Source organism: Rhodococcus indonesiensis, assembly GCF_047782815.1.
GTDB lineage: Bacteria > Actinomycetota > Actinomycetes > Mycobacteriales > Mycobacteriaceae > Rhodococcus > Rhodococcus indonesiensis.
The window spans coordinates 4,428,813-4,450,242 of record NZ_CP180630.1 but is presented as its reverse complement, the minus strand read 5'-3'; the positions used below and the strand labels follow the sequence as shown (position 1 = coordinate 4,450,242).

Genomic DNA, 21,430 nt, shown 5'->3' with positions numbered 1-21,430 from the left:
GCGGGACCGGGCACCGCTCCGAGCGGCTCAGGCGGTCGCCGGGACCGGCGCCTTCATCTTGTGGAGCTCGGGAACGACCTTCTCGCCGTAGAGCTTCAGGGCCTTCTCCGCTTGCTCGATCGGCAGGCCGCCGAATGCGAACGCCGCGTTGGCGAAGAAGTCGCCGATCATCTCGTGCCGGGCGGCATACTTCTCGACGATCTGCTCGGGCGTGCCGTAGACGTTGGCCTCGACGTAGGCGTCGGCCGCGGCCTCCATTCCGGCCTCGCGGATCATGTCGGCGCCGACCTGGTAGGTCTCGTAGCCCTTCGTTTCGCGCCAGTGCTCGCCGGCGAAGTCGTAGTGCTTGATGACCGACAGGAAATACCGCGCGACGTGCTCGTAGGCGAGGCGGCGGGCCTCCTCCGCGTCCTCGTGGCAGATCACGAAGTCCTGGATGACCGGCGGCAGGGGCTCGGTGTTCCAGCGCTCGCGGTACAGATCGCGCCACCGGTTGATCGCCTCGGCGTGCTTGCCGAACTCGAACTGCATGAACGTCATCATGCGGACGCCCAGATCGGCAATGACCGGAACGGAGTCGGGCGACATCGCAGCGCCGAACAGGCGGTCGCGTCCCCACTCGTACGCCGGGTTCGGGGCCGGACGGATCTCGACGCGCTGCTGCGGGTAGAACTCGCCGTCGGGCTGGTCCACCACGCCGGTGCGCAGCCCCTCGATCGCGAGGTTGGCGGCTTCGATGAACCGTCCACGCGCTTCGTCCATCGGGATGCCGAACGCGTCGTACTCCATCTTGGCCAGTCCGCGGCCCATGCCGAACAGGGCGCGACCCTCGGACATCATGTCGAGCATCGTCATCTTCTCGACGACCCGGACGGGATTGTTCCACGGGAGGATCACCGCGCCGGTGCCCAGCTTGACGGTCGACGTGCGGGCCGCGAGGTACGACATGATCTGCATGTTGTCCGGGCACATCGAGTAGTCGTCGAAGTGGTGTTCGGCGGACCAGACGGCATCGAAGCCGTACTTCTCCGCCGCGACGCCCATTTCGAGTTCGCGGACGAACACTTCCTGGTCGCTGACGTTTTCGTGGTAGTTCTGGAACACGAGCAGCATGCCGACGTCCATGAACGTAACTCCTTGTGTGAGAGGGATGGAGGGAGACGGGGAGCGGATCAGGGTGCGAGGAACACGGCCCGGGTGTGTTCGGTGTCGAGGTACTCCTTGACCGACTCGATCAGGCCGTCCCGGATCTCGAAGACGAAGTGGTAGAGGTTGTTGTAGTCGCGGCCGTTCGCCATCTCCGAGTACGACTCGGTTTCGACGGCGACCCGGTCGCCCTCGGCCGTCCACGCCCGCGGGGTCAGGGCGATCGCCCCGGTCCTGGTGGTCGCGGACAGGCCCGAAAGCATCTCGCGGAACTCCTCCTTGGTCTTGGTACCGGAGATTCCGTCGATGGTGCCGGCCACCCACCAGGTGGCGGTGGGGGCGAGGTAGCCGAGGATCGCCTCGACGTCGCCGGAGGTGAACACCTCCATGAACTCGGCGACGAGCTTCTTGTTGGCCGCTTCGAGGCTTCCGGCACTCGCGACGTTGTCCATCTGAGCTCCTTCGAGTGAGGACGAATCAGGTAGCGGGAAAAGAACTTCCCAACTGCTGCGTCCGACGGTATCCGGAAGACTGTGGTGTGGGTCACGCCGGTTTTCCGGTCGTTGTAGGCCGCTACAACGACCGCGCGGTCACGACCGCGAGCTGAACGAGGACATCAACCCACCGTCGGTGGCCACCACCGAACCGGTCATGTACGGCGCGTCCGCGACACCCACGATGACCTGCGCAATCTCCTCGGGACGGCCCGTTCGGCCCATCGGGATCGCCGCGACGACCCGCTCCCGGGCCCGGCCCGTCAGCGCCGAGGTCATGTCGGTGTCCACGAAGCCGGGGATGACGAGATTGACGCGGATGTCCCGTGGTGCGAGCTCGACGGCGAGCACTTGGGTCAGCCCGCTCAGCCCCGCCTTCGCCGCGCCGTAGGCGACGTCGCCGGGGAACCCCCGGAAGCCCACCACCGCACCGACATTGACGATCGCCGCCCCCGCGGACAGCCGGGGAACGACGGTCCGGGCCACCTCGAACGCACCGGTGAGGTTGGTGGCCAGCACCTCGTCCCAGTGGGCGCGGGGCAGATCGTCGATCCGGCCGCCGCGGTGCACACCCGCGGCGTTGACCACGACGTCGAGCGCACCGAACCGGTCGAACACCGCGTCCACCCCGAGTCCGACCGACGCCGTATCGCTGATGTCGGTGTTGATCTCCACCACCCGGTCGGGGTGCGTCCACGGTGCCGCCGCCGGCTTGCGGGCGAACACCGCGACGTTGTCGCCGCGGGCGGCCGCGGCCTCCGCCACGGCCCGTCCGATGCCCCGGGAACCGCCGGTGACCAGCCACGTCCTGACGCCGCTCATCGGTTCAGGAATCCCGTCAACGCGGCGAGATAGCGGTCCCGCTCCTCGAGGAACGGGGCATGCCCGCTCGACGGGAACTCCACGACCTCGGCGCGGTCGTTGAGCGTCGGCACCGCCTCGGCCCCGGAGAACGGCACGAACGCATCGAGCCGGCCGTGGAGCAGCAGGATCGGCACCTCGAGCGCTGCGATCTCCTTGCGCAGGTCGATCGTCGCCAGATCACGCAGCGAGTCGTCGCCCCGCGGCCCCATCGACATGAACATGTCCCAGATCGACTCGAGCACGGCCTCGCCGGGGTCCTGGGCGCACACCGCCGCAGCGACCCCGCGGAACGTCTCGGCCCGGTTCGCGGCGACCCCGGCGAGCACACCCTCGACGTCGGCGACCGTCCCCCCGTGCGGCCAGTCGTCGGTGGCGGTGTATCGCGGCGATGCCCCGCCGGTGAGCACCAACGCCGACGCCCGCTCCCCGAGCTGCGCGGCGGCCGCGGTCGCCACCGCCCCGCCGAGCGACCAACCGTTGATCACGGGCCGGTCCAGGTCCAGATGCTCGACCAGCGCCACCACGTCGGCGGCCAGCGCGGCGATCGACACGTCGTCGAAGTCCTTGTCGGACCGGCCGCAGCACCGCAGATCGAGCGTCACGACCTCGTTGCCGTCGGCGCGCAGCGCCGGCAGTGTCGTGTCCCAGGCGCGGGCGGTGGCACCCCAGCCGTGGATCAGCACGATCGGCCGGCCCTCCCCGCGGTGGTGTTCGAAGTAGATCCGGCGGTCGTTCTCGACGGGCAGATAACCCATGGTGTCCTCCTGTGCGAGTGGGGAAGTGGGATGGAACGGATGGGGAAGCAGAGGGGTGGCCGGGGTGGCCGGGTCGTGTCGCAAGGCCCGCGGCACCACGGCCGGGCGATCCCGGAACCGGGGCATGACGTGTTCGGCGAACAGTTCGAGTGAGCGCATCACCTTCTCGTGGGCCAGGCCGCCGAACCGCATCCAGCAGATCAGGTGTTGCAGGCCGGTCTCGTCGTGCAGGGCCTCGAGCTGCCGGGTCAGGCCGTCGGGATCACCGACGTACACGACGCCGCCGTCGCGCAGACCCTCGACGGTCATGCCGCCGGCCTCGTCGGCCGCGGTGACCAACTCGGCGTAGCGTTCGTAGGTCGGCGGCACGTCCGGGCCCTGCGGCACCGCCGCGAGCGCCGCATCGAAATACCAGGTCAGGGCGTCCCGCGCGTTCTCGACCGCGACGTCCTCGGTGTCGGCGAGGTGGATCTGCCAGTTCATCGGGAAATCCAGGCTCAGCACGTCCCGGCCGAGGTCGCGCAGCCGTCGTTTGGCGTCGACGACGAACGCGTTCAGCTCCGGCATCGTCATCAACGTCGGCGTGACCAGCATGTTGTAGCCCTGATCGGCCGCCAGATCCAGGGTCTCCGGGCTGATCGAGGCGATGTAGATCGGCGGGGTGGGCCGCTGCACCGGGGTGGGACGGCAGTCGACGTTGTCGAGGTCGAAGTGCTTGCCGTGGTAGGAGAACGGTTCGCCTGGCCTCTTGCTCCACAGGCCCCGCACGATCTCGAGCGCCTCGACGAACACCTCGCGGCTCTCGCCCTGCAGATCGGCGACGCCCATGTTGTGGAACTCGTCCGGCTGGTAGCCGCGCCCGACCCCGAAATCGAGGCGGCCACCGGAGATGACGTCGACCATCGCATAGTCCTCCGCGATGCGCACCGGCCAGTCGAACGTCAGGTTGCTCACCGCGATGCCGATCCGCATCCGTTCGGTGCGGGCGGCGATCGCCGCCGCCGCCACCTGCGGCGACGGCATCGACCCGTAGTCGCTGCCGTGATGCTCGGCCAGCCACACCTCGTCGAAGCCGAGCTGCTCGGCGTAGGCGATCTGTTCGAGCATCTCGCGGTAGGCCCGGGAGAAGTCCCGGTCCGGGCACTCGAGGACGTAGAAGATGCCGAACTTCACGGTGTGCCTCCTTGCGACGACGCCTCCGGCGGGGCCGCCCGCGCCGCACCGGTGGACCCGACGCTAGAGCGGTGCCCGGTTCAGGCGGGGAATCTGGCTCCGCCGCCGTTGTGGGAGTCCACAAACACCCGGGCGTCGACGGTGCTGCGCAGGCGTTTCTTGTCGACCTTGCCGACACTGGTGCGCGGCAACGACTCGACGACCACCACCTGCTCGGGCACCCACCAGCGGGGTGCGAGGTCGGCGAGCGCGGTACGCACCGCCTCCGGGTCGAGAACCTGCCCTTCCTCGGCGACGACGAACGCCAGGGGCCGCTCCTGCCACTTCTCGTGCGGCACGGCCACGACCGCGGCGTCGGCGACGTGCGGGACCTGCACCAATGCCTGTTCGAGCGCGACCGAGCTGATCCACTCGCCGCCGCTCTTGATCAGGTCCTTCGCCCGGTCGACGATGGTGAGGTAACCCTCCTCGTCGATGGTGGCGATGTCGCCGGTGCGCAACCAGCCGTCGACGAACGCCTCCGGGTGCTCGTCGCGGAAGTATCGTTCGGCCACCCACGGGCCCCGCATGAGCAGCTCGCCCCGATCGACACCGTTGTGGGGAACTACAGCGCCATCGTCGTCGACGAGCTTCCACCGCAACCCGGGCAGCAACCGCCCCTGCCGGCGGATGTACTCGTAGCGCCTGCCCGGATCGTCGTCGGCGGCGCGGGGAGGCCGGGCGAACGTGCCCATCGGCGACATCTCCGTCATACCCCAGCCCTGATAGGCCGGCACCCCGAGGTCCTCCTCGATGCTGCGGATCAGTTCCGGGGTCGGGGTCGAGCCGCCGAGCACCAGTGCGCGCAGACTCGTCAGGTCCGCTCCCGTCGCCAGGGCGTGGCGCACCAGCTCGACGGCGACCGTCGGCACCATCCCGACGTAGGTGACGCGTTCGGCCTCGAGGATCCGGGCGATGTCCGGCACCGCGGGGTGCGGTCCCGGCAGCACCTGGTTCGCGCCGGTCATCAACGCCGCGAACGGAATTCCCCACGCATTGGCATGGAACATCGGCACGACGTGGCAGACGGTGTCGCGCTCGCAGATCGCGTGCCCGTCGGCCAGGCACGCGGTGAACGTGTGCAGGTACAGGCCGCGGTGCGAATACCCCACCCCCTTGGGGAAACCGGTGGTGCCGGACGTGTAGCACAGTGCCGCGAGGTCGTTCTCGTCGCGGGGAACCGGCTCGGTCAAGGGTGCGGCGGCGTCGGTGAGTGCGTCCTGGGCGGGCAGGTCGATCCCGTCGCCGTCGGTGGTGACGACGAGCATGCCGGGCCGCCGGGCGCGGGCGGTGTCGAGCAGCGGCAGCAGCGCGGTGTCGACGAAGATCATCCGGTCGTCGGCGTGGTCGACGATGTAGGCGATCTCGTCGGCCTCGAGCCGCAGGTTGACGGTGTGCAACACCGCACCCGCCAGGGGCACCGCCAGGTACAGCTCGAGGTGCCGGCGATGGTTCCAGGCCAGTGTCGCCACCCGGTCGCCGGGCCGCACCCCGAGTTCGATCAGGGCCGCCGCCAACCGGAACACCCGGTCGGTGTAGTCGCGGTACGTGTACCGCGAGATCGCCCCGCCGTCCTGGTACTGCGTGATCGTCTTGGCCGAGAACAATTCCCGCGCGCGATACAGGAAGTCGGTGATCACCAGCGGGCTGCCCGGAGACGGGGTCATGCAGGCACCTCCTGCCGGGCGGCGGCCACCGCCGACCGGACCTCGGGCATCACCTTCGAGGTGAGCAGCTCGATCCGGGCCGAACCGCTGTCGACGGATTCGCCGGGCAGCTGCGCCCAGAAGTGCACGTCCTTGACCTGCGGCCGGGCCACGAGCAGGGTAGTGAGTTCCCGCACCGCGGTCGCCGCGTCCCACAGCTGGAACGCCCCCGCGTCGACGAGTGCCTGCGGCGAGTCGAACAACGGGGTGGACTCCGGCGGCCCGAACGCCCCCATCCGGATGTAGCCGTTGATCTGGTACAGCGCGTGCTCCCCGATCCGGGCCCATTCACGTTCCGGATCGTCGGCGATCACCGCCCACTGCCCGGCGTAGATGCGGCCGGCGTCGCGGGGGCGCCCGTGCCGCTCGAGTGCGTCGAGGTACGTCTCGTGGTGCGCGTTCTGGGTGCTGAGGAACCCGTCGGCGATGCGTGCCGCCCGGTCGATGGCCGGGTCGGCCATCGCGCCGACGAGCACCTGCGGGGTGCGTTCCGGCTGCGGCGTCACCGGCAGTGCCGGGAAGTCGAAGCGGCTGCCCCGGAACTCGACGCAGTCGCCGTCCCACGCCTGCCGGATCAGCGCGATGCCCTCCTCGAGCAGGCTCGGCCGGTGCCGCAGCGAGCGGCCGAACGCTTCGAACTCCGGCTGCCAGTACCCCTGCCCGACTCCCAGATCGAAGCGGCCCGCCGTCAGGAGCGACACGGTGGCCGCGTCCTCGGCGAGCCGGATCGGGTTGTGCAGCGGGGCGACGATCAGATTGGTGCCGATGCGCAGCTGCTCGGTGTGCGATCCGATCGCGGCGGCGAGCACGAACGGCGACGGGGTGTAGCCGTCCTCCATGAAGTGATGCTCGGTCAACCACACCGAGCCGATCCCACAGCGTTCGGCCCAGGCGATCTGTTCGAGGCTCTGCCGGTAGAAGTCGGTGAAGCTGCGCGGCCATCGCGTGGGGTTGCGGAAGTCGTACCACAGGCCGAAAGTGCAGTGCTCGTCGTTCACGGTGCGCGTCCTTCGAGTCGGATCGGGCTATTCGGATCGAGCTATGTCGCAGATCACACTTTGGTGGGATGAGGCCCGACGGTGAAGAGGGGGATGCGAGGGCGATTGTGGGCGGATCCAACCGTGCTGCCGGATCCACCCACGCTCGCGCGGCGGTCCGATCAGAAGTTGCCCTTTGCGGCCCACCCGCCGTCGACGGGGTAGATCTCGCCGGTCAGGAAGCTGCCCTCCCGCATCAGGTAGGCGACCATCGACGCGATCTCCTCCGGCCGGCCCAGACGCCGGACGATGTGGGCGTTGGCGTTCGCGGCGCGCATCTCGTCGGTGATGTCCGCCAGGATCGGGGTGTCGATCGTGCCGGGGCAGATCGCGTTGATGAGGACGTTCTTGTCGCCGTACTCGAACGCTGCCTGCTTGGTGAGGGAGACGACGCCGCCCTTCGCCGCCGAGTACGAGGCGAGGTTCGGCAGGCCGCGCAGCGCCGCCATCGACGCGATGTTGACGATCCGGCCGCCGCCACGCTCGATCATGTTCGGGATCACCGCCTGCATCCCGAGCCACACACCCTTCAGGTCGGTGCCGATGACGTGATCCCACGCCTCCTCGGTGAGCCCGACGACGCTGTCCTCGCTGATCATGTTGACGACACCGGCCACGTTGGCGAGCAGGTCGACGCGGCCGTGCCGCTCGATCACCTCGCGGACCGTGTCGGCCCAGCTGCTCTTGACGCGCACGTCGAGTGCGTGCGCTTCGGCCTTGCCGCCGGCGGTGAGGACGGCGTCCACGGTCGCCGCGGCGTCCTGGATGTCCGCCGCGATCACCGTCGCACCCTCGGCGGCCAGTCGCTGGGCGGTGGCTGCGCCGATTCCCTGCGCGGCACCGGTGACGATCGCGATCTTCCCGTTGAGTGTCATCGTCGACTTCCTTCTGTTCGATGGAGGCCCGACGTCCTCGATGTGATGCAGGACACGTCGGTGCCGCCGACAGTAGGGATCGGATGTCCCCGGCGACACACCGTTGCCAGGAGGCATTTGGAGGCGCGCACAACGGGTGGCGCGGCGGCCGTCGCGTACCGCATCGCACCGACCCGCGAGTGCGCACTTCTCGTGCCACTGCCCGGCGTGTCGCCACGAGAAGTGCACGCTCGGTGATCTCGTCAGTCCGGGTGCGCCGCGCGCCACGCCTGCCAGACCTCGGGGCGGAGGCGGCCGCGGTCCGGCACGGGTAGGCCCTGCGTGCGGGCCCAGCCTCGGACCTCGGCCGTCGACGGCGTCGTGGTGGCGGGGGCGGCGATGCGGGCGATCGCCGGGTTCTCGGTCTCGGCCCAGACGTACGCGGCCGCGAGATACCGGTAGGTCCACTGTTCGGCGAGGGCGCGGGTGTCGCAGAACACGATCGGTACGTTCGGCCAGCGCACCTGCAGCTCGGCCAGGCCGTCGGCGACGATTGCGGGCCGCACCCGGTCGAGCGCGAAGATCGCCGAGTAGCGGTCCTCGACGACAACCGCGGCGCGCGGCAGTGCCGCCAGCTCGGCCAGTGCGTAGCGCAGGGTGCCGTTGGTCAGGCTGGTCACCAGGTCCGGAACCGACTTGCGTTCGACCGAGGCCACGAGTCGGTCGTCGTGGAAGACGCCGTAGTCGCCGCACGGCAGCGCCCGCTTGGTGAGGACGACCTGCTGGTCGGCGAACCGGTAGGCGTAGCGCTCGTGCGAGTCCACGACGATCGGCAGGTCGGCGACGCCCGCGGCGCGGGCGGTGGGGGTGCGGACATTGGGGCGGGCCTGTTTGCGGGTGCGCGGGGACTGCCAGAACACGACGTCGCGCCCGCGGGCGGTGGTGTACACGATCTGCGACCGATTCTCCCGGCCGCGGTCGAGTACCAGGTCGATCGCCGCGCCGCGGCGTGCGCACGATCGGACGACGACGCGTTCGACGACCTCGGGGTCGTCGGGCCATTCGTCGCTCGGCACGGGGTGGCAGTACAGCGCCTTCGTGCGTGGCCAGGTGCCGGAGGTGCGGAACACCAGTCCGCCGTCGAGGGGTACGCGCAGCAGGTAGCCCAGCTTGGACGCCGGGTCGGGGTTCACTGCAATCACCATCTCCACAGCTGTCAGATTCCCATCCAGTGGAACTGTCCGCGGAAGTTACTCGCCGGTTCGTGCCGCTGAACCAGCACCGGCGCGGCATCATTGCCGATTGATTGATCGATTACTCAATGGAGGAGGACGCACGTGAACTGTCTGAATGGGGAGACGGCCCTGGTGACCGGGGCGGGCCAGGGCGTCGGCCGCGGTATCGCCCTCGCGCTCGCGGCGGCCGGGGCCCGCGTGGCTCTCGCCGGCCGTACGGCGGAGAAGGTCGAGAAGGTGGCGGCGGAGATCGAGGAGCGGGGCGGTCACGCGGCCGCGTTCGAGTGCGACGTCACCGACGCGGATCGCATCGACCGGCTGGTCGAGCAGGTCGTCGCGCGATTCGGCGAGCTGTCCATCCTGGTGAACAACGCCCAGACCACGGTCCACGGCCGCCTGCTCGAGTTGGACGAGGAGGTCTACCAGCGGGGAATGGACTCGGGGCCGACCGCCACCCTGCGCCTGATGCGGGCATGCCACCCCCACCTGAAGGGCCGGGGGTCGATCGTCAACCTGGGGTCCGCGGCGGGAGTGCGCTGGGACCCGTCCGGGTACGGGGGCTACGCGGCCGCCAAGGAGGCGATCCGGGTTCTGACCCGCGCGGCGGCGTGCGAATGGGCGGCCGACGGAATCCGCGTCAACGCGATTCTCCCGCTGGCGAATTCACCCGCGCTCGAGGTGTGGGCGCAGAAGAGTCCGGACGAGGCGCGGGCCTACCTCGACACCGTGCCGCTCGGCCGCCTCGGCGACCCCGAAGCCGACATCGGCCCGGCGGTGGTGTTCCTGTGCAGTCCGGCAGCGCACTACATCACCGGTCACTCGCTGCCCGTCGACGGCGGCCAGGCGCTCATGCGATGAACCGATCCACCGACGAACACCCGACGAAAGAGAGAAGCGTGCTGGTCCCCGAAGCCCCTCTCCGAAAAGGTGTCCCGCTGAGCTGACATCCGGCAGCCACCGTGTGGGGAACTTCCTACGCTCGGTGTACCCGAGGAAGGAAGTGATCGGATGCAGTCGCTCGAATGCCACGCGTGTGGCAACAAGGTGCTGGTGGCGAAGTACAGCCCCGTGCACACGAGCATTCAATGGATCGGCCCGGCTCGCGACACCTGCCGCGAATTCGCCTCGGCGGCAATCGCGGACGAGGACACGCACTATCTGCCTCGCTGTGGGGCACTGCATGAGTCGGTCGATCGCGCCGTGCGCGACGGCCGGCTCGTGCCCTCCCGCCGGGTCGAACCCCAGCCGATCGAATCCCGGCCGAACGAGCCGTAGCCGGTCCGGCGCCGCCGCACTCGGACATACATCACCTGGAGGACTTCATGACTGTTGAACTCGAGACCATCGAGGTCCGGAGCATCGAGACGGGGAGCAACCCGACGCGGTATGCCCGCGGCTGGCACTGCCTCGGCCTGGCCAAGACATTCCACGACGGAAAGCCGCACCAGATACAGATTTTCGGAACCGATCTGGTGGTCTTCGAGGACTCGAAGGGCGCACTGCACGTGCTCGACGCGTTCTGCCGCCACATGGGCGGCAATCTGGCCCGGGGCGAGATCAAGGGCGACACGATCGCGTGCCCGTTCCACGACTGGCGGTGGGGTGGCGACGGTCGGTGCGCCGAGGTCCCGTACGCCCGTCGCACGCCGAAGCTCGCCCGGACGAAGTCGTGGATCAGTATGGAGCGCAACGGGTTGCTGTTCGTGTGGAACGACCCGCAGGGGAATCCGCCGCCGGCGGACGTGACGATTCCGGAGATCCCCGACTACGGGACCGACGCCTGGAGCGAGTGGACGTGGAACACTTTCCACGTCACCGGGTCGAACTGCCGGGAGATCGTCGACAACGTCGTCGACATGGCGCACTTCTTCTACGTCCATTTCCAGATGCCGCAGTACTTCAAGAACGTCTTCGAGGGCCACATCGCCGCGCAGCACATGCGTTCGACGGGCCGTGACGACATCAAGACGGGCGTGCAGCTCGATCTTCCGGATTCCCAGACCATCTCGGACGCGATGTACTACGGTCCGTCCTTCATGCTCGACACCGTCTACACGGTGTCCGGGGATGTGACGGTCGAGACCAAACTCGTCAACTGCCACTACCCGGTCACGCAGGACTCGTTCGTGCTGCAGTTCGGCACCATCGTCAGGAAGGTGGAGGGCGTCGGCGACGAGGAGGCCGCCGCGATGGCGACGATGTTCACCGAAGGTGTGGAGACGCAGTTCAAGCAGGACGTCGAGATCTGGAAGCACAAGACCCGGATCGAGAATCCGCTGCTGACGGAGGAGGACGGGCCGGTCTACCAGTTGCGTCGCTGGTACAGCCAGTTCTTCGTCGACGTCGAGGACGTCACCCCGGAGATGGTGCAACGCTTCGAATTCGAGGTGGACACCACTCGTGCGCTGGAGAACTGGCAGAAGGAGGTCGACGAGACCATGGCACGCCAGGCCTGAACGGTCGATACGTGAGCGCCCCCGTGGCCGGTCAGCCGGCCCGGGGGCGGAATCCGTCGACGAAGATGCGGGTGACGTCGCGAGCGAGATCGGCGTTGGAACGCTCCGCCGACGGGCGGTGCCAGCGCGATGCCTGCCAGACGGCGTCACGGATCAACTGGTAGAACACCTCCTGGTCGATATCGTCGCGGAACGTACCCTCGGCCACGCCGTCGGCGATGGCCGCCCGCCACGCTCTCTCGACCTCGTCGGCGGTCTCGGCCAGGTCGGCCTCGACGAGGCGGTCGCGCATGTACTCGCCCTCGCGCTGCCAGATCGTCGTGGCGCCACGGTAGTCCTCCGACGTGGACAGGGCCAGCAACGCGAGCGCCTCGATCCGCTCGATCGGGGTCTGGGACCGCGCGGTGATCTCGCGACACCGCCCGTTCAGATCGTCGATGTACTCGCGGATCAGTTCGGTGACGATCGCTTCCTTGGACGGGAAGTAGTGGTAGAGCGCTCCGGAGTAGACGCCGACCTCGTCGGCGATCTCCCGGATTGTAGTTGCTGCAATCCCTTTGGAAGCAAACAATTGCGCGGAGCTGTCCAGGATCTGGCGGCGGCGCTCGTGCGGATCCATGGCACTCCTCGGGACTCGGTCGTCGTCGGCCGGTCCATTGTGCCACATCTATTGATCAGCCGATCAATACGGTGTCATACCGCTGTCCGGACATTTCCGGCGCGCAGGTGGGTGAAGCGCCGCCACGCGGCCAGTGCGGCCACGCGCACCGGGGCAGCCAGGGCGGTGGCTCGGATCGATGCCGTCGGGCCGCTCACGGAGATCGCCCCGACGCACTTGCCGGCCGGTCCGATCGGCGCCGCAACGCAGGAGACGCCGGGCGCGGCCTCGTCACGTTCGTGCGCGACGTGCTGCTCGCGCATGCGGGCGAGTTCACTGCGCAGCCGGTCCGGGTCGGTGACGCTGTGCGGGGTCCGGGCGGGGAGAGGGTGATCGGCGAAGAGTGCTTCCACGTCGCATTGACCCTGGGCGAGAAGAGCCTTGCCCAGCGCGGTGCAGTGGGCCGGCTGCCGGCCCCCCACGCGGGACGGGATCCGCATCGAGTAGGGGCCGCCGACCTTCTCCAGGTACAGCACCTCGGTGCCCGTGAGCACCGCCAGGTGGACGACGAGACCGGTGCGGCCGTGCAACTCGTGCATGACGGGTAGCGCTGCCCGGTGCAGGGCGTCGTTGTGCTGGACGAGGGAGCCGAGCTCGAGCATCTTCGTGCCCAGCGAGTACGCCGGTGCGTCCCGGCGGACCCAGCCGATCTCGACGAGCTGGTTCAGTAACCGGTGCGTGGACGAGCGGGGCATGCCCGTCAGCCGGGTGAGCTCGGCCAGGGTGAGCCGTTCGCTGTCGCGGAACGCCTCGAGCAGCCGGGCAGCGCGGTCGATCACCGCCACCGGCACATCGTTGTGCGTCGTCACTATGCCTCCCACTGCGACAGAGGGTCCTTCTACTGATCAAGCGATCAATCAATGGTTGTGATGACTCTAACAGCTCCGCGACGGGCCGTGAAGAGAAACACAGGACGGAAATGTGTCCGCGTTCCGCACGGACACGACCGCTGCCGGGTGCGCCCGAGAGCGCACCCGGCAGCGGTATCGACAAACTCGGTCAGACGAGCGCGGCCGCCTCCGGGGACGTCGCGTTCGCATCCTCGGCGGTGTGGACGCGACGACGGAGCAGTCCCACCGCGACGGCGAGCGACGCCGCGGATGCGCCGGCGCACATCAGGTACGCCACCACCATGCCCGTGTCGGTGTAGTAGGCGTAGCCCTCGATCACCGTCGCCACGTGCGAGTTGAGCATGGTGAACGCCGCGACGGGGAAGATCGACGCGATGAGCGTCTGGGAGGTCTGCACCATGCTCGACATCGACGCCTGCACGTCGGCCGGCACCGAGTGGATCACCAGGTTGGGGATGGACGCGGTCGTGATGCCCATACCGATGCCGAACAGCAGCACCCACAGCACGAGCGGGAACTTCGCCGAGTGCGCGAACGCGGTGAGCACAGAGCTCGATGCCATCACCGACAGACCGACGACCAGGGTGAGTGCCGGCCTGGCGGACCGGATGGCGCGTCCCGCCGCCAGTCCGCCGACCAGGCTGCCGACACCGATGGGGGCCTGCAGGATCGCGAACTGGCGGGCGTCGACGCCGAAACCGTAGCCGAGGCCCAGCGAGATCGGCGCCATGCACATCAGCGGCAGGACCGTCGTGTACAGGGTGATCGTCCCGTATCCCAGGCCGGCCGCCGCGGTGATCCGGAACATCGGACCCTCACGGAAGAACCTCAGGTCGATGAGCGGCGAGGACATGCGCAGGCTCGACACCGCCCAGATCGCGAGCAGGGCTGTGCCGCCGCCGAGGAATCCGAGCGTCTCGGTGTGAATCCATCCCCACGTCGGCCCGAAGCTGACCCCGACCAGGACCGACGCCAGGCCGGTGCCCAGGAGTGCGGCACCGAGTACGTCCACCCGCGCCGGCGTGCGCACCGGGGACTCCGGCGTCGTCATCACCACCAGCGGCGCGCACACGACCAGTACGACCACGAAGAACCAGAAGATGCTGCGGAACGACCACAGGTCCAGCAGCATCCCGGTCAGGAACGGCGACGGGATCGACATCAACCCCATCCCGGCGGCGGTGACGCTGACCGACAGCGCCAGCGTCCTGGGCGGAAAAACGTCGCGCATCAGCGAGTACGCCAGGAACATGCAGGTGATCAGGCAGCCGAACAGTGCCCGGCCGACGATGAACACCCAGAACGTCGGGGCCATCGCCGACAGGGCCGCCCCAACGACGGAAACCCCGAGGGAAATCAGGAACATGCGGCGCTTGCCGTAGATGTCGGCCAGCTTGCCGACCACCGGGCACGCGATTGCCGCCATCAGCAACCATGCCGTCATCACCCAGGCGATCTGACCGGTCCGGAAGTGTTCGCCGATCGGCTTCAACGCGGTGGCCACCATGTACGAGCTGATCGAAATGATCTCCAGTACAAGAGCCATCGATACCAGCGACAGCACCAGTCGTGGCGTCCAACCGGGTCCGGTGGTGGTAGCGGGTGTGCTTGTCAACCCTGTCATCACATCGTCCTCGACTCACGGTCGGCCTCGCGCCGACATGTGACCGCCATTACAGAATGCCGTTCGAGCCTGCGACAGAGCCGTCCAGCTGAGCGGAACAACCGGTGCACGGCCGACGAATGCTCGGGCACTGTGTCCGGCAATCCCTTTCGCCCTCGAGAAATGCAGGTGCCGAACCATGTCGGTTTCACTCGGACCGGACGAACGTCCGCCTCTCTCCGGGGATGCGTCCCTCGAAGCGCCGGAGTCGACGGCTCGCTGGATCGGCATCCTGCTGATCCTCGTCCTGCTCACCGAGCAGGCCGCGCTCGCCTTCGCGCTGTTCACCCCGGCGCTGCCCAAGATCGCCGCGCACTACCAGACCACGCAGGTGGTGTGGGTGATGACCGCGCTCGTTCTCGCCGCCGCCATCGCCTCACCCGTCCTGGGCAAGCTCGCCGACATCTACGGCAAGAAGCGGATCCTGGTGGTGACCGCCGCGGTGGCGAGCACCGGAGCGTTGATCTCCGCCCTCGCCCCGACCTTCGGGATCCTGCTGGTGGGTCGCTTCCTGTCGGGGGTGGGTTTCGCGTTCACGGCCCTCGGCTATTCGCTGATCCGGGACGTCTTCCCGGCCCGGCTGCAGCCCATGTCGATCGGCATCGCCAACACCGGGGTCGGCGTCGTCACCGTCCTGGCGCCGTTGGTGTCCGGATTCATGCTGGACCGCACGGGTGTCGCCTCCGTGTTCTGGTTCTCCTTCGCGCTCTGCGCGGTGGGTGGCGTGCTCACGCTGCTGTTCGTGCCCGAAACCCCTGTGCGCGCCCGCGTCTCGGTGGACTGGGTCGGTGCACTGCTGCTTACGGCGGGTCTGTTCGCCGCGATGCTGATGCTGTCGATGGGCGCCGGATGGGGCTGGCTCAGCGGCAGGACCCTCGGAGTGCTCGGCCTCGCGCTCGCCGCGTTCGCGACGTGGGTGGCGTGGGAACGGCGAGTCGCCGAACCGTTGATCAGCATCGAGGTCCTGACCAGCCGCGCAGTCGGTATCACTCTGCTCGCCGGTGGCGTGGCCTACGGCGCAACCACGCTGATCGCCACCCTCATTCCGATGCTGCTGCAGACACCCGCCGCGGACTACGGATTCGGGCTGTCGGTGACGGAGATGGCGCTGTGGCTGTTGCCCGGCGGCGTCCTCATCGTCGTCAGCGGCGTGTTCGTCGGTGCCACGGCTCGGCGGATCGGGTTCCGGCAGCACCTCATCGCCGGGTCCGTGCTGATCGCGGTGGGGGCACTGATCCTGGGCACGACGCCGTCCCACCCGTGGCAGATCGTCGCCGCGTACGGGCTCGTCGGCTTCGGATCCATGATCTACGCCGCGGTGCCGAACCTCGTCATGCTCGCCCTGCCGGCCGAGCAACGCGCCGTCGGCGCCAACTTCACCGGCCTGTCGCAGTCCATGTTCGGCGGCATGCTCTCGTCCGTCGGGTTCGCGCTGCTGGCCCAGCACGTGGTGACAGCCGACGCGACGGGAATCGTCTACGACAGCCGCGGTTTCTTCGTCGCGTTCCTCGTGGCTGCCGTCGCCGCGCTCGCCGGCGCGGTGCTGGCGTTCTGGATCACGGCCGGGAGACGCGGGGAGTCGTCGGACGCGGCATCGCCTGTGGGGCCGCGCAGCGCCGCTCGCTGAACATCGGTCGTCCGCGACTGCGCAGTTGTCGTCGCCCGCATCGGCGTGGCGTCACGACAACTGCGCAGTCGACCGGTCAGTGGGTGGCGAGCGCGACCCGGCGGCGGTCGTCGGCCTGCGCACCCCCGCCGGGCGGAAGATCGACCCGGACGTGATGCAGGGTGCCGGTGAACGCGAACCGTCCGAACTCGGCGGTCTCTTCCGCGACCGGGCTGCCCCGGTCGACGCCGATGTCGAGCTGCTCGTTCATCGAGAAGATCGCCCGTGCGGTGCGCTCGATGCGCTCGCGCGCCACGACCTCGCCGTCGACGGAGAGCACGGCCTCGCCGCCCTGCCCGATGCCGCCGTCGTAGTCGAAGTGCAGCGACACTTCGCGCACGTCGCCGGTCAGCGGGCGGGGTGAGCGCACGAAGGTGTGGTGACTGCCGCTGAAGTTGTAGCAGAACACCGGCCGGGACTCGAGGACGTAGAACGCGAATCCGCCGAAGCGCCCGCCGATTCCGGCGAGCATGCCCCGGCAGGGCCGGTCGTGGGTGTCGATCCGGGCCGTGAGGGTGAACGAGCGGTTGAAGAACGACGGCGCCGCCTTCTCCACGAGGCCCTGCATGTGCGGGTAGAGGGTGACGGTGCGCCGGCCCGCGAACGGATGCGGTGGTCGTGAGCCGGGATCGGCATGGCGGCCGACGGTGCGGTCGTCGAGCGGGAGGACCTGGTGTCGGGCCGCCTCGACGAGGAACAGCTGTTTCAGCTTCTCCAGGGTGTCCGGGTGCCGGTCCGCCAGGTCGCGGGCCTGCGACCAGTCGGTGCGGGTGTCGTACAGCTCCCACCGGTCCTCGTCGAGGCTCGGGAGCTCGAGACCGTGCGTGGCCATCAGCCACGGCGCGCGGTGCGCGGTGACCGCGGTCCAGCCCTCGTGGTAGATGCCGCGGTTGCCGAAGATCTCGAAGTACTGCGTGGTGTGCCGGTCCGGTGCGGTGGCGTCGTCGAAGGTGTAGTTCATGGCGACGCCTTCCATCGGCATCTGGGTCACGCCGTCGACGCTGTGGGGCGCCGGGATCCCGGCCGCCTCGAGGATGGTGGGGGTGATGTCGACGCAATGGTGCCATTGGTGGCGCAGCCCGCCCTTGTCGGCGATGCCGTCCGGCCAGCGCACGATGAGCCCGTTGCGGGTGCCGCCGTAGTGGGAGGCGACCTGCTTGGCCCACTGGTACGGGGTGTCGAGGGCCAGCGCCCACGCCGCCGGATAGTGCGGGTAGCTGGTGGGGGTGCCGAGCTCGTCGAATCGCGCGAGGACGTCCGAGGTGGTGCTCGGATAGCCGTTGAGCCCGGCCAGATAGTTGAACGATCCCTCGAATCCGCCCTCGGCAGAGGCGCCGTTGTCGCCGAGCATGTAGAGCACGAGGGTGTTGTCCAGTTCCCCGAGTTCCTGCAACCGGTCGACGAGCCGGCCGACCTGGTCGTCGGTGTGCTCGAGGAACGCCGCATACAGTTCCATCAGGCGCGCCGACACCGTCCGCTGGTCCTCGTTCAGCGATTCCCACCGGGGCAGGTCGTCCGGCCACGGGGCCAGTTCGGTGTCGGGCGCGACGACCCCGAGCCGGCGCTGACGGTCCAGGGTGATCTCCCGCTGGCGATCCCACCCGTGGTCGAACTCGTGGCGGTACTTGTCCAGATAGCTCGCCGGTACCTGCAGCGGCGCGTGGCAGGCACCGAACGGCAGGTAGCAGAACCACGGCTTGTTCTCGTCGACGGCTCGGACCCCCTCGATCCACGCCGCGGCCCGGTCGACCAGGTCTTCCGACAGGTGATAGCCCTGCTCCGGGGTGCGGGGCGGGTCGACGACGGTGAAGTCCTCGTAGAGGACGGGGGAGAACTGGTCCGATTCGGCGCCGAGGAAGCCGTAGAACTTGTCGAAGCCCTCCCGCAGCGGCCACCTGTCGAACGGTCCGGCCGGGGTGATCTCCCACGTCGGGGTCTGGTGCATCTTGCCGAAGGCGCCCGTCGCGTACCCGTTGCCCTGCAGGATGCGGGCGACCGTCGCCGCCGAGGCGGGTCGTGTCCCATTGTATCCGGGTGCAGCTCCGGCCATTTCGGAGATCACGCCCATGCCGACGGAGTGGTGGTTGCGGCCGGTGAGGGTGGCGGCGCGGGTGGGGGAGCACAGCGCGGTGGTGTGGAATCGGGTGTACTTCAGGCCGTCGTCGGCGAGGCGTTCGGCCGTCGGCGTCCGGCACGGGCCGCCGAACACCGACGCGGCACCGAATCCGACGTCGTCGACCATCACGAGCAGGACGTTCGGGGCGCCCGCCGGGGGTCGCACCAGGTCGGGGCGGCGGAACGGGCGCTCCTGACTGCGGTAGTCGACGGCGGCCGACGGCTGCGGGAGGTCGGTGACGATGGGGAGGGAATGGCGGTTCATCGCTGATCTCCTGGGGGTCAGGCGCGCTGGGGCTGGGCGGCGGCGACGGGGGTGGGATCCGGTGTCCGCAGGCCGCCCGTGGCGGGGGCGCGGCCGTGCTTCATGACCAGCGCGATCACGAGCCCGGCGGCGCCGACGAGGGCCGCGTAGCGGAAGCCGTGTACCAGGGCGGTGTCGGCATAGAGCACCGCGCGTCCGCCGGGGCGCATGCCGGCGGCGTGCCCGGCCATGACGGCACCGGTGACGGTCACCGCGATTGCGGAGGTCAGCTGCATCCCGACGCCGGCGATGGTGGTGCCGACGCCGCTCTGTTCGGCAGGCAGCGCGTCCTGCACGAGGTTCGCGTTGGACGAATGCAGGAATCCGACGGCGAAACCGGCCAGGGCGCTGAGTGCGACGACCTGCCACAACGTCGTGGGCAGCCGGGTGCCGAGGAACATCACCAGCAGGAACAGCAGCGCGGCGCCGATGAGGACTTGGCGGGGCCCGAACTTCTTCGCCGCGAATCCGCCGAGCGGGCCGGCGACCATCGCACACAGACCGAGTGCACACGTCCACAGCGCGTACAGGGTGGCGGTCAGGCCTGCTCCGTACGAGATCCCGGGGAGTCCGGCGGGGGTCTGCAGCAGTGTGGGCATCAGGAATGCGTGCGCGTTCATCATGTAGGCGACGCAGCCGACGGCGACGACGGTCGGTCCGAAGCGGCGGCCGAAGAGGATGCCGAAGTCGATCAGCGGGTGGGTCGCGGTGCGCTGGCGGACGACGAACAGCGCGAGCATCACCGCGCCGACGACGAGCAGCGCGATCGTCGGCGTGGACGACCAGCCCCACGCCGAGCCCTTGGTGATGCCGAGCAGCAGGACGGCCACACCGGGGCCGAGCAGCAGCGTGCCGAGGTAGTCGACCGGCCGGTCGACGCGGACCGGGCTTTCCGGGACCACCGCCGCGTAGAGGGGGACGAGCGCCGTGACGTAGACGGCGAGGAACCAGAACACCGACCGGAAGCCGAAGCTGTCGATCAGCCAGCCGGCGACGAACGGGCCGGCCACCGCCGACATCCCGATGCCGGTGGCGACGACGCCGAGCGCAACGGGCACGAAGTCGCGGGGCATGATGTCGCGTACGAGGCTGTACGACAGGGCCACGATGCCGACGAGGGCGCCCTGGGCGGCGCGGCCGGCGAGCATCATCTCGAACGACGTCGCGGCCGCGCTCGTCACGCTGCCGAGGACGAACACCACCGCAAGCCCCAAGATGACGCGCTTCTTGCCGAGTTTGTCGGAGGCCTTGCCGATCAGTGGCATCAGGGTCGCGCCGGCGAGCGTGACGATCGACATCACCCAGGCGACGTCGAGGGTGCCGAACGCGGCGGCGATGTGGGGGACGGCGGGGTAGACCATCAGGATTTCGAACGTGGCGATCTCCGAGAAGAGGATGATCACGGCGAGCAGGACGAACAGTCGTCGCCGGGACGTTGTGGCCGTGGGCGGCTGCGGGTCGGGCACCATCGTTTTCCTTTGTTCGGATGGGCGGGGCGGCACGGTGGCCGAAAGCGTTGGGAAGCAGGCGGGGCGCTTCACGGCGGGGGAACTGTCCACCACCGGCGCAGGGGCCTCGGGTCGGTGACGCTAATCACGGTTGCGGGGTGCGACGGACGCCGTCCCGCTGAGTGGGACCTGAGGGTGCACTCTGCGTCCGCGATCGAACCGTATCCCGAAACTGGCTGGAAAACACGATATTTCACCGCCTCGGCAGAATTTAAGTCAGTGTCTTGACGCCGCTGGGCCGGGCGCCGTACGGTGGCGTCATGTCATCCACGGACGAGTCCCGGCGCGCGCTGGTCGAGGTTGCCGAAAAGCTCTATGCCACAAGGGGCATCGACGGAGTGTCGCTGAGGGACATCGCGGCGGCCGCCGGTCACCGCAACAACTCCGCGGTGCAGTACCACTTCGGCGACCGGGACGGGCTGCTGACGGCCATCTTCAGATCCCGGATGAGCGCCATCAACGACGTGCGGCGAGACCGCCTCGACGAGCTCGACCGCCAGGGCCGCGGTGAAGACGTGCGCGCCCTGGTCGAGGCCGGCATCCGCCCGCTGACCGACTTCCTCGCCTCCGCGCCGGAGGCAACCCACTATGCGCGCTTCCTCGCGAGGGTGTCGCCCTCGGTGGACTTCTTCGACGAGGAGTTCGCGGCCCTGTGGGACGCCAATGCCGAAGTCGTCCGCCGTCTCACGCGCCTGTTGCCGCACTTGTCTCCGCGCACCGCGGTCGAGCGCATCGATCTCGTCTTCAACATGTCCGTATCCGCCCTGGCGATCTTCGAGCAGCGTCAGGAAAAAGGAATTCCAGTGGTGCGAGCCGACTTCGACGAAACCGTCGATCACCTGATCGACATGGCCGTCGGGGCGCTGCAGGCCGAGGACTCGCATGCCCGGCTCGACCACTGACCCG

General features: G+C 68.9%; 18 protein-coding genes. 5 read left to right on the top strand and 13 right to left on the bottom strand.

Annotated features, from left to right (window positions below):
* Window positions 1–27: 27 nt before the first annotated feature.
* The 8 genes from ACM26Y_RS20320 to ACM26Y_RS20285 form a co-directional block, all read right to left on the bottom strand.
* Entirely contained in the window at window positions 28–1,125 is a 1,098-nt protein-coding gene (locus ACM26Y_RS20320; protein ID WP_003934585.1) for an LLM class flavin-dependent oxidoreductase, read from the bottom strand.
* Window positions 1,126–1,172: 47 nt separating this feature from the next.
* Window positions 1,173–1,598: a nuclear transport factor 2 family protein gene (locus tag ACM26Y_RS20315; RefSeq protein ID WP_416061747.1), complete on the bottom strand. Its 426-nt coding sequence runs from the start codon at window positions 1,596–1,598 to the stop codon at window positions 1,173–1,175.
* Between the two features lie 138 nt (window positions 1,599–1,736).
* A complete protein-coding gene (locus ACM26Y_RS20310) occupies window positions 1,737–2,462 on the bottom strand; it encodes an SDR family NAD(P)-dependent oxidoreductase (protein ID WP_054372017.1) in 726 nt (241 codons plus the stop codon).
* The gene (locus ACM26Y_RS20305; protein ID WP_416061746.1) at window positions 2,459–4,432 is read right to left on the bottom strand and encodes an LLM class flavin-dependent oxidoreductase; all 1,974 of its coding nucleotides are present in this window, start codon (window positions 4,430–4,432) and stop codon (window positions 2,459–2,461) included. The genes ACM26Y_RS20310 and ACM26Y_RS20305 overlap by 4 nt, the downstream gene beginning before the upstream one ends.
* 80 nt (window positions 4,433–4,512) lie before the next feature.
* On the bottom strand, window positions 4,513–6,138 hold the full coding sequence (locus ACM26Y_RS20300; RefSeq protein WP_416061745.1) for a long-chain-fatty-acid--CoA ligase: 1,626 nt from the start codon (window positions 6,136–6,138) through the stop codon (window positions 4,513–4,515).
* Window positions 6,135–7,175 carry an LLM class flavin-dependent oxidoreductase gene (locus ACM26Y_RS20295; RefSeq protein WP_064065753.1) on the bottom strand — a complete coding sequence of 347 codons (1,041 nt, stop codon included), beginning with the start codon at window positions 7,173–7,175 and terminating at the stop codon, window positions 6,135–6,137. Before ACM26Y_RS20295 ends, ACM26Y_RS20300 begins: the two co-directional genes overlap by 4 nt.
* Window positions 7,176–7,336: 161 nt before the next feature.
* Entirely contained in the window at window positions 7,337–8,089 is a 753-nt protein-coding gene (locus ACM26Y_RS20290; protein ID WP_416061744.1) for an SDR family NAD(P)-dependent oxidoreductase, read from the bottom strand.
* 242 nt (window positions 8,090–8,331) lie between these two features.
* Window positions 8,332–9,273: an ERCC4 domain-containing protein gene (locus ACM26Y_RS20285; protein WP_416061743.1), complete on the bottom strand. Its 942-nt coding sequence runs from the start codon at window positions 9,271–9,273 to the stop codon at window positions 8,332–8,334.
* A 132-nt stretch (window positions 9,274–9,405) separates the two neighbouring features.
* Here ACM26Y_RS20285 and ACM26Y_RS20280 point away from each other — a divergent pair, with 132 nt between their 5' ends.
* From ACM26Y_RS20280 to ACM26Y_RS20270, 3 genes are all read left to right on the top strand, one after another.
* Window positions 9,406–10,161 carry an SDR family NAD(P)-dependent oxidoreductase gene (locus ACM26Y_RS20280; protein WP_416061742.1) on the top strand — a complete coding sequence of 252 codons (756 nt, stop codon included), beginning with the start codon at window positions 9,406–9,408 and terminating at the stop codon, window positions 10,159–10,161.
* Window positions 10,162–10,311: 150 nt separating this feature from the next.
* Window positions 10,312–10,578, top strand: a complete 267-nt coding sequence (locus ACM26Y_RS20275) for a hypothetical protein (RefSeq protein ID WP_003934576.1) — start codon at window positions 10,312–10,314, stop codon at window positions 10,576–10,578.
* Between the two features lie 47 nt (window positions 10,579–10,625).
* Window positions 10,626–11,759: a Rieske 2Fe-2S domain-containing protein gene (locus tag ACM26Y_RS20270; protein ID WP_416061741.1), complete on the top strand. Its 1,134-nt coding sequence runs from the start codon at window positions 10,626–10,628 to the stop codon at window positions 11,757–11,759.
* 31 nt (window positions 11,760–11,790) lie between these two features.
* On the opposite strand, the gene ACM26Y_RS20265 is transcribed toward ACM26Y_RS20270, so the two are convergent.
* From ACM26Y_RS20265 to ACM26Y_RS20255, 3 genes are all read right to left on the bottom strand, one after another.
* Entirely contained in the window at window positions 11,791–12,378 is a 588-nt protein-coding gene (locus tag ACM26Y_RS20265; protein ID WP_416061740.1) for a TetR/AcrR family transcriptional regulator, read from the bottom strand.
* Between the two features lie 74 nt (window positions 12,379–12,452).
* On the bottom strand, window positions 12,453–13,226 hold the full coding sequence (locus ACM26Y_RS20260) for an IclR family transcriptional regulator (RefSeq protein WP_416061739.1): 774 nt from the start codon (window positions 13,224–13,226) through the stop codon (window positions 12,453–12,455).
* Window positions 13,227–13,416: 190 nt separating this feature from the next.
* The gene (locus tag ACM26Y_RS20255; RefSeq protein WP_416061738.1) at window positions 13,417–14,892 is read right to left on the bottom strand and encodes an MFS transporter; all 1,476 of its coding nucleotides are present in this window, start codon (window positions 14,890–14,892) and stop codon (window positions 13,417–13,419) included.
* A gap of 178 nt (window positions 14,893–15,070) precedes the next feature.
* On the opposite strand from ACM26Y_RS20255, the gene ACM26Y_RS20250 reads away from it, so the two are divergent.
* Window positions 15,071–16,558: an MFS transporter gene (locus tag ACM26Y_RS20250; protein ID WP_416061737.1), complete on the top strand. Its 1,488-nt coding sequence runs from the start codon at window positions 15,071–15,073 to the stop codon at window positions 16,556–16,558.
* Window positions 16,559–16,634: 76 nt separating this feature from the next.
* Here ACM26Y_RS20250 and ACM26Y_RS20245 read toward each other — a convergent pair whose 3' ends face one another.
* Together ACM26Y_RS20245 and ACM26Y_RS20240 are read right to left on the bottom strand one after the other, a co-directional pair.
* A complete protein-coding gene (locus tag ACM26Y_RS20245; protein WP_416061736.1) occupies window positions 16,635–18,977 on the bottom strand; it encodes an arylsulfatase in 2,343 nt (780 codons plus the stop codon).
* 17 nt (window positions 18,978–18,994) lie between these two features.
* Window positions 18,995–20,485, bottom strand: coding sequence for an MFS transporter (locus tag ACM26Y_RS20240; RefSeq protein ID WP_416061735.1), 1,491 nt, complete (start codon window positions 20,483–20,485; stop codon window positions 18,995–18,997).
* Window positions 20,486–20,784: 299 nt separating this feature from the next.
* Here ACM26Y_RS20240 and ACM26Y_RS20235 point away from each other — a divergent pair, with 299 nt between their 5' ends.
* Window positions 20,785–21,426 carry a TetR/AcrR family transcriptional regulator gene (locus tag ACM26Y_RS20235; protein WP_003934568.1) on the top strand — a complete coding sequence of 214 codons (642 nt, stop codon included), beginning with the start codon at window positions 20,785–20,787 and terminating at the stop codon, window positions 21,424–21,426.
* Window positions 21,427–21,430 lie beyond the last annotated feature (4 nt).

Excerpts from the sequence above, each read along its gene's own strand:
- ACM26Y_RS20320 (WP_003934585.1), bottom strand. The coding sequence starts at position 1,125 with ATGGACGTCGGCATGCTGCTCGTGTTCCAGAACTACCACGAAAACGTC.
- ACM26Y_RS20315 (WP_416061747.1), bottom strand. The coding sequence starts at position 1,598 with ATGGACAACGTCGCGAGTGCCGGAAGCCTCGAAGCGGCCAACAAGAAG.
- ACM26Y_RS20310 (WP_054372017.1), bottom strand. The coding sequence starts at position 2,462 with ATGAGCGGCGTCAGGACGTGGCTGGTCACCGGCGGTTCCCGGGGCATC.
- ACM26Y_RS20300 (WP_416061745.1), bottom strand. The coding sequence starts at position 6,138 with ATGACCCCGTCTCCGGGCAGCCCGCTGGTGATCACCGACTTCCTGTAT.
- ACM26Y_RS20290 (WP_416061744.1), bottom strand. The coding sequence starts at position 8,089 with ATGACACTCAACGGGAAGATCGCGATCGTCACCGGTGCCGCGCAGGGA.
- ACM26Y_RS20285 (WP_416061743.1), bottom strand. The coding sequence starts at position 9,273 with ATGGTGATTGCAGTGAACCCCGACCCGGCGTCCAAGCTGGGCTACCTG.
- ACM26Y_RS20275 (WP_003934576.1), top strand. The coding sequence starts at position 10,312 with ATGCAGTCGCTCGAATGCCACGCGTGTGGCAACAAGGTGCTGGTGGCG.
- ACM26Y_RS20270 (WP_416061741.1), top strand. The coding sequence starts at position 10,626 with ATGACTGTTGAACTCGAGACCATCGAGGTCCGGAGCATCGAGACGGGG.
- ACM26Y_RS20265 (WP_416061740.1), bottom strand. The coding sequence starts at position 12,378 with ATGGATCCGCACGAGCGCCGCCGCCAGATCCTGGACAGCTCCGCGCAA.
- ACM26Y_RS20255 (WP_416061738.1), bottom strand. The coding sequence starts at position 14,892 with ATGACAGGGTTGACAAGCACACCCGCTACCACCACCGGACCCGGTTGG.
- ACM26Y_RS20250 (WP_416061737.1), top strand. The coding sequence starts at position 15,071 with ATGTCGGTTTCACTCGGACCGGACGAACGTCCGCCTCTCTCCGGGGAT.
- ACM26Y_RS20245 (WP_416061736.1), bottom strand. The coding sequence starts at position 18,977 with ATGAACCGCCATTCCCTCCCCATCGTCACCGACCTCCCGCAGCCGTCG.
- ACM26Y_RS20240 (WP_416061735.1), bottom strand. The coding sequence starts at position 20,485 with ATGGTGCCCGACCCGCAGCCGCCCACGGCCACAACGTCCCGGCGACGA.
- ACM26Y_RS20235 (WP_003934568.1), top strand. The coding sequence starts at position 20,785 with ATGTCATCCACGGACGAGTCCCGGCGCGCGCTGGTCGAGGTTGCCGAA.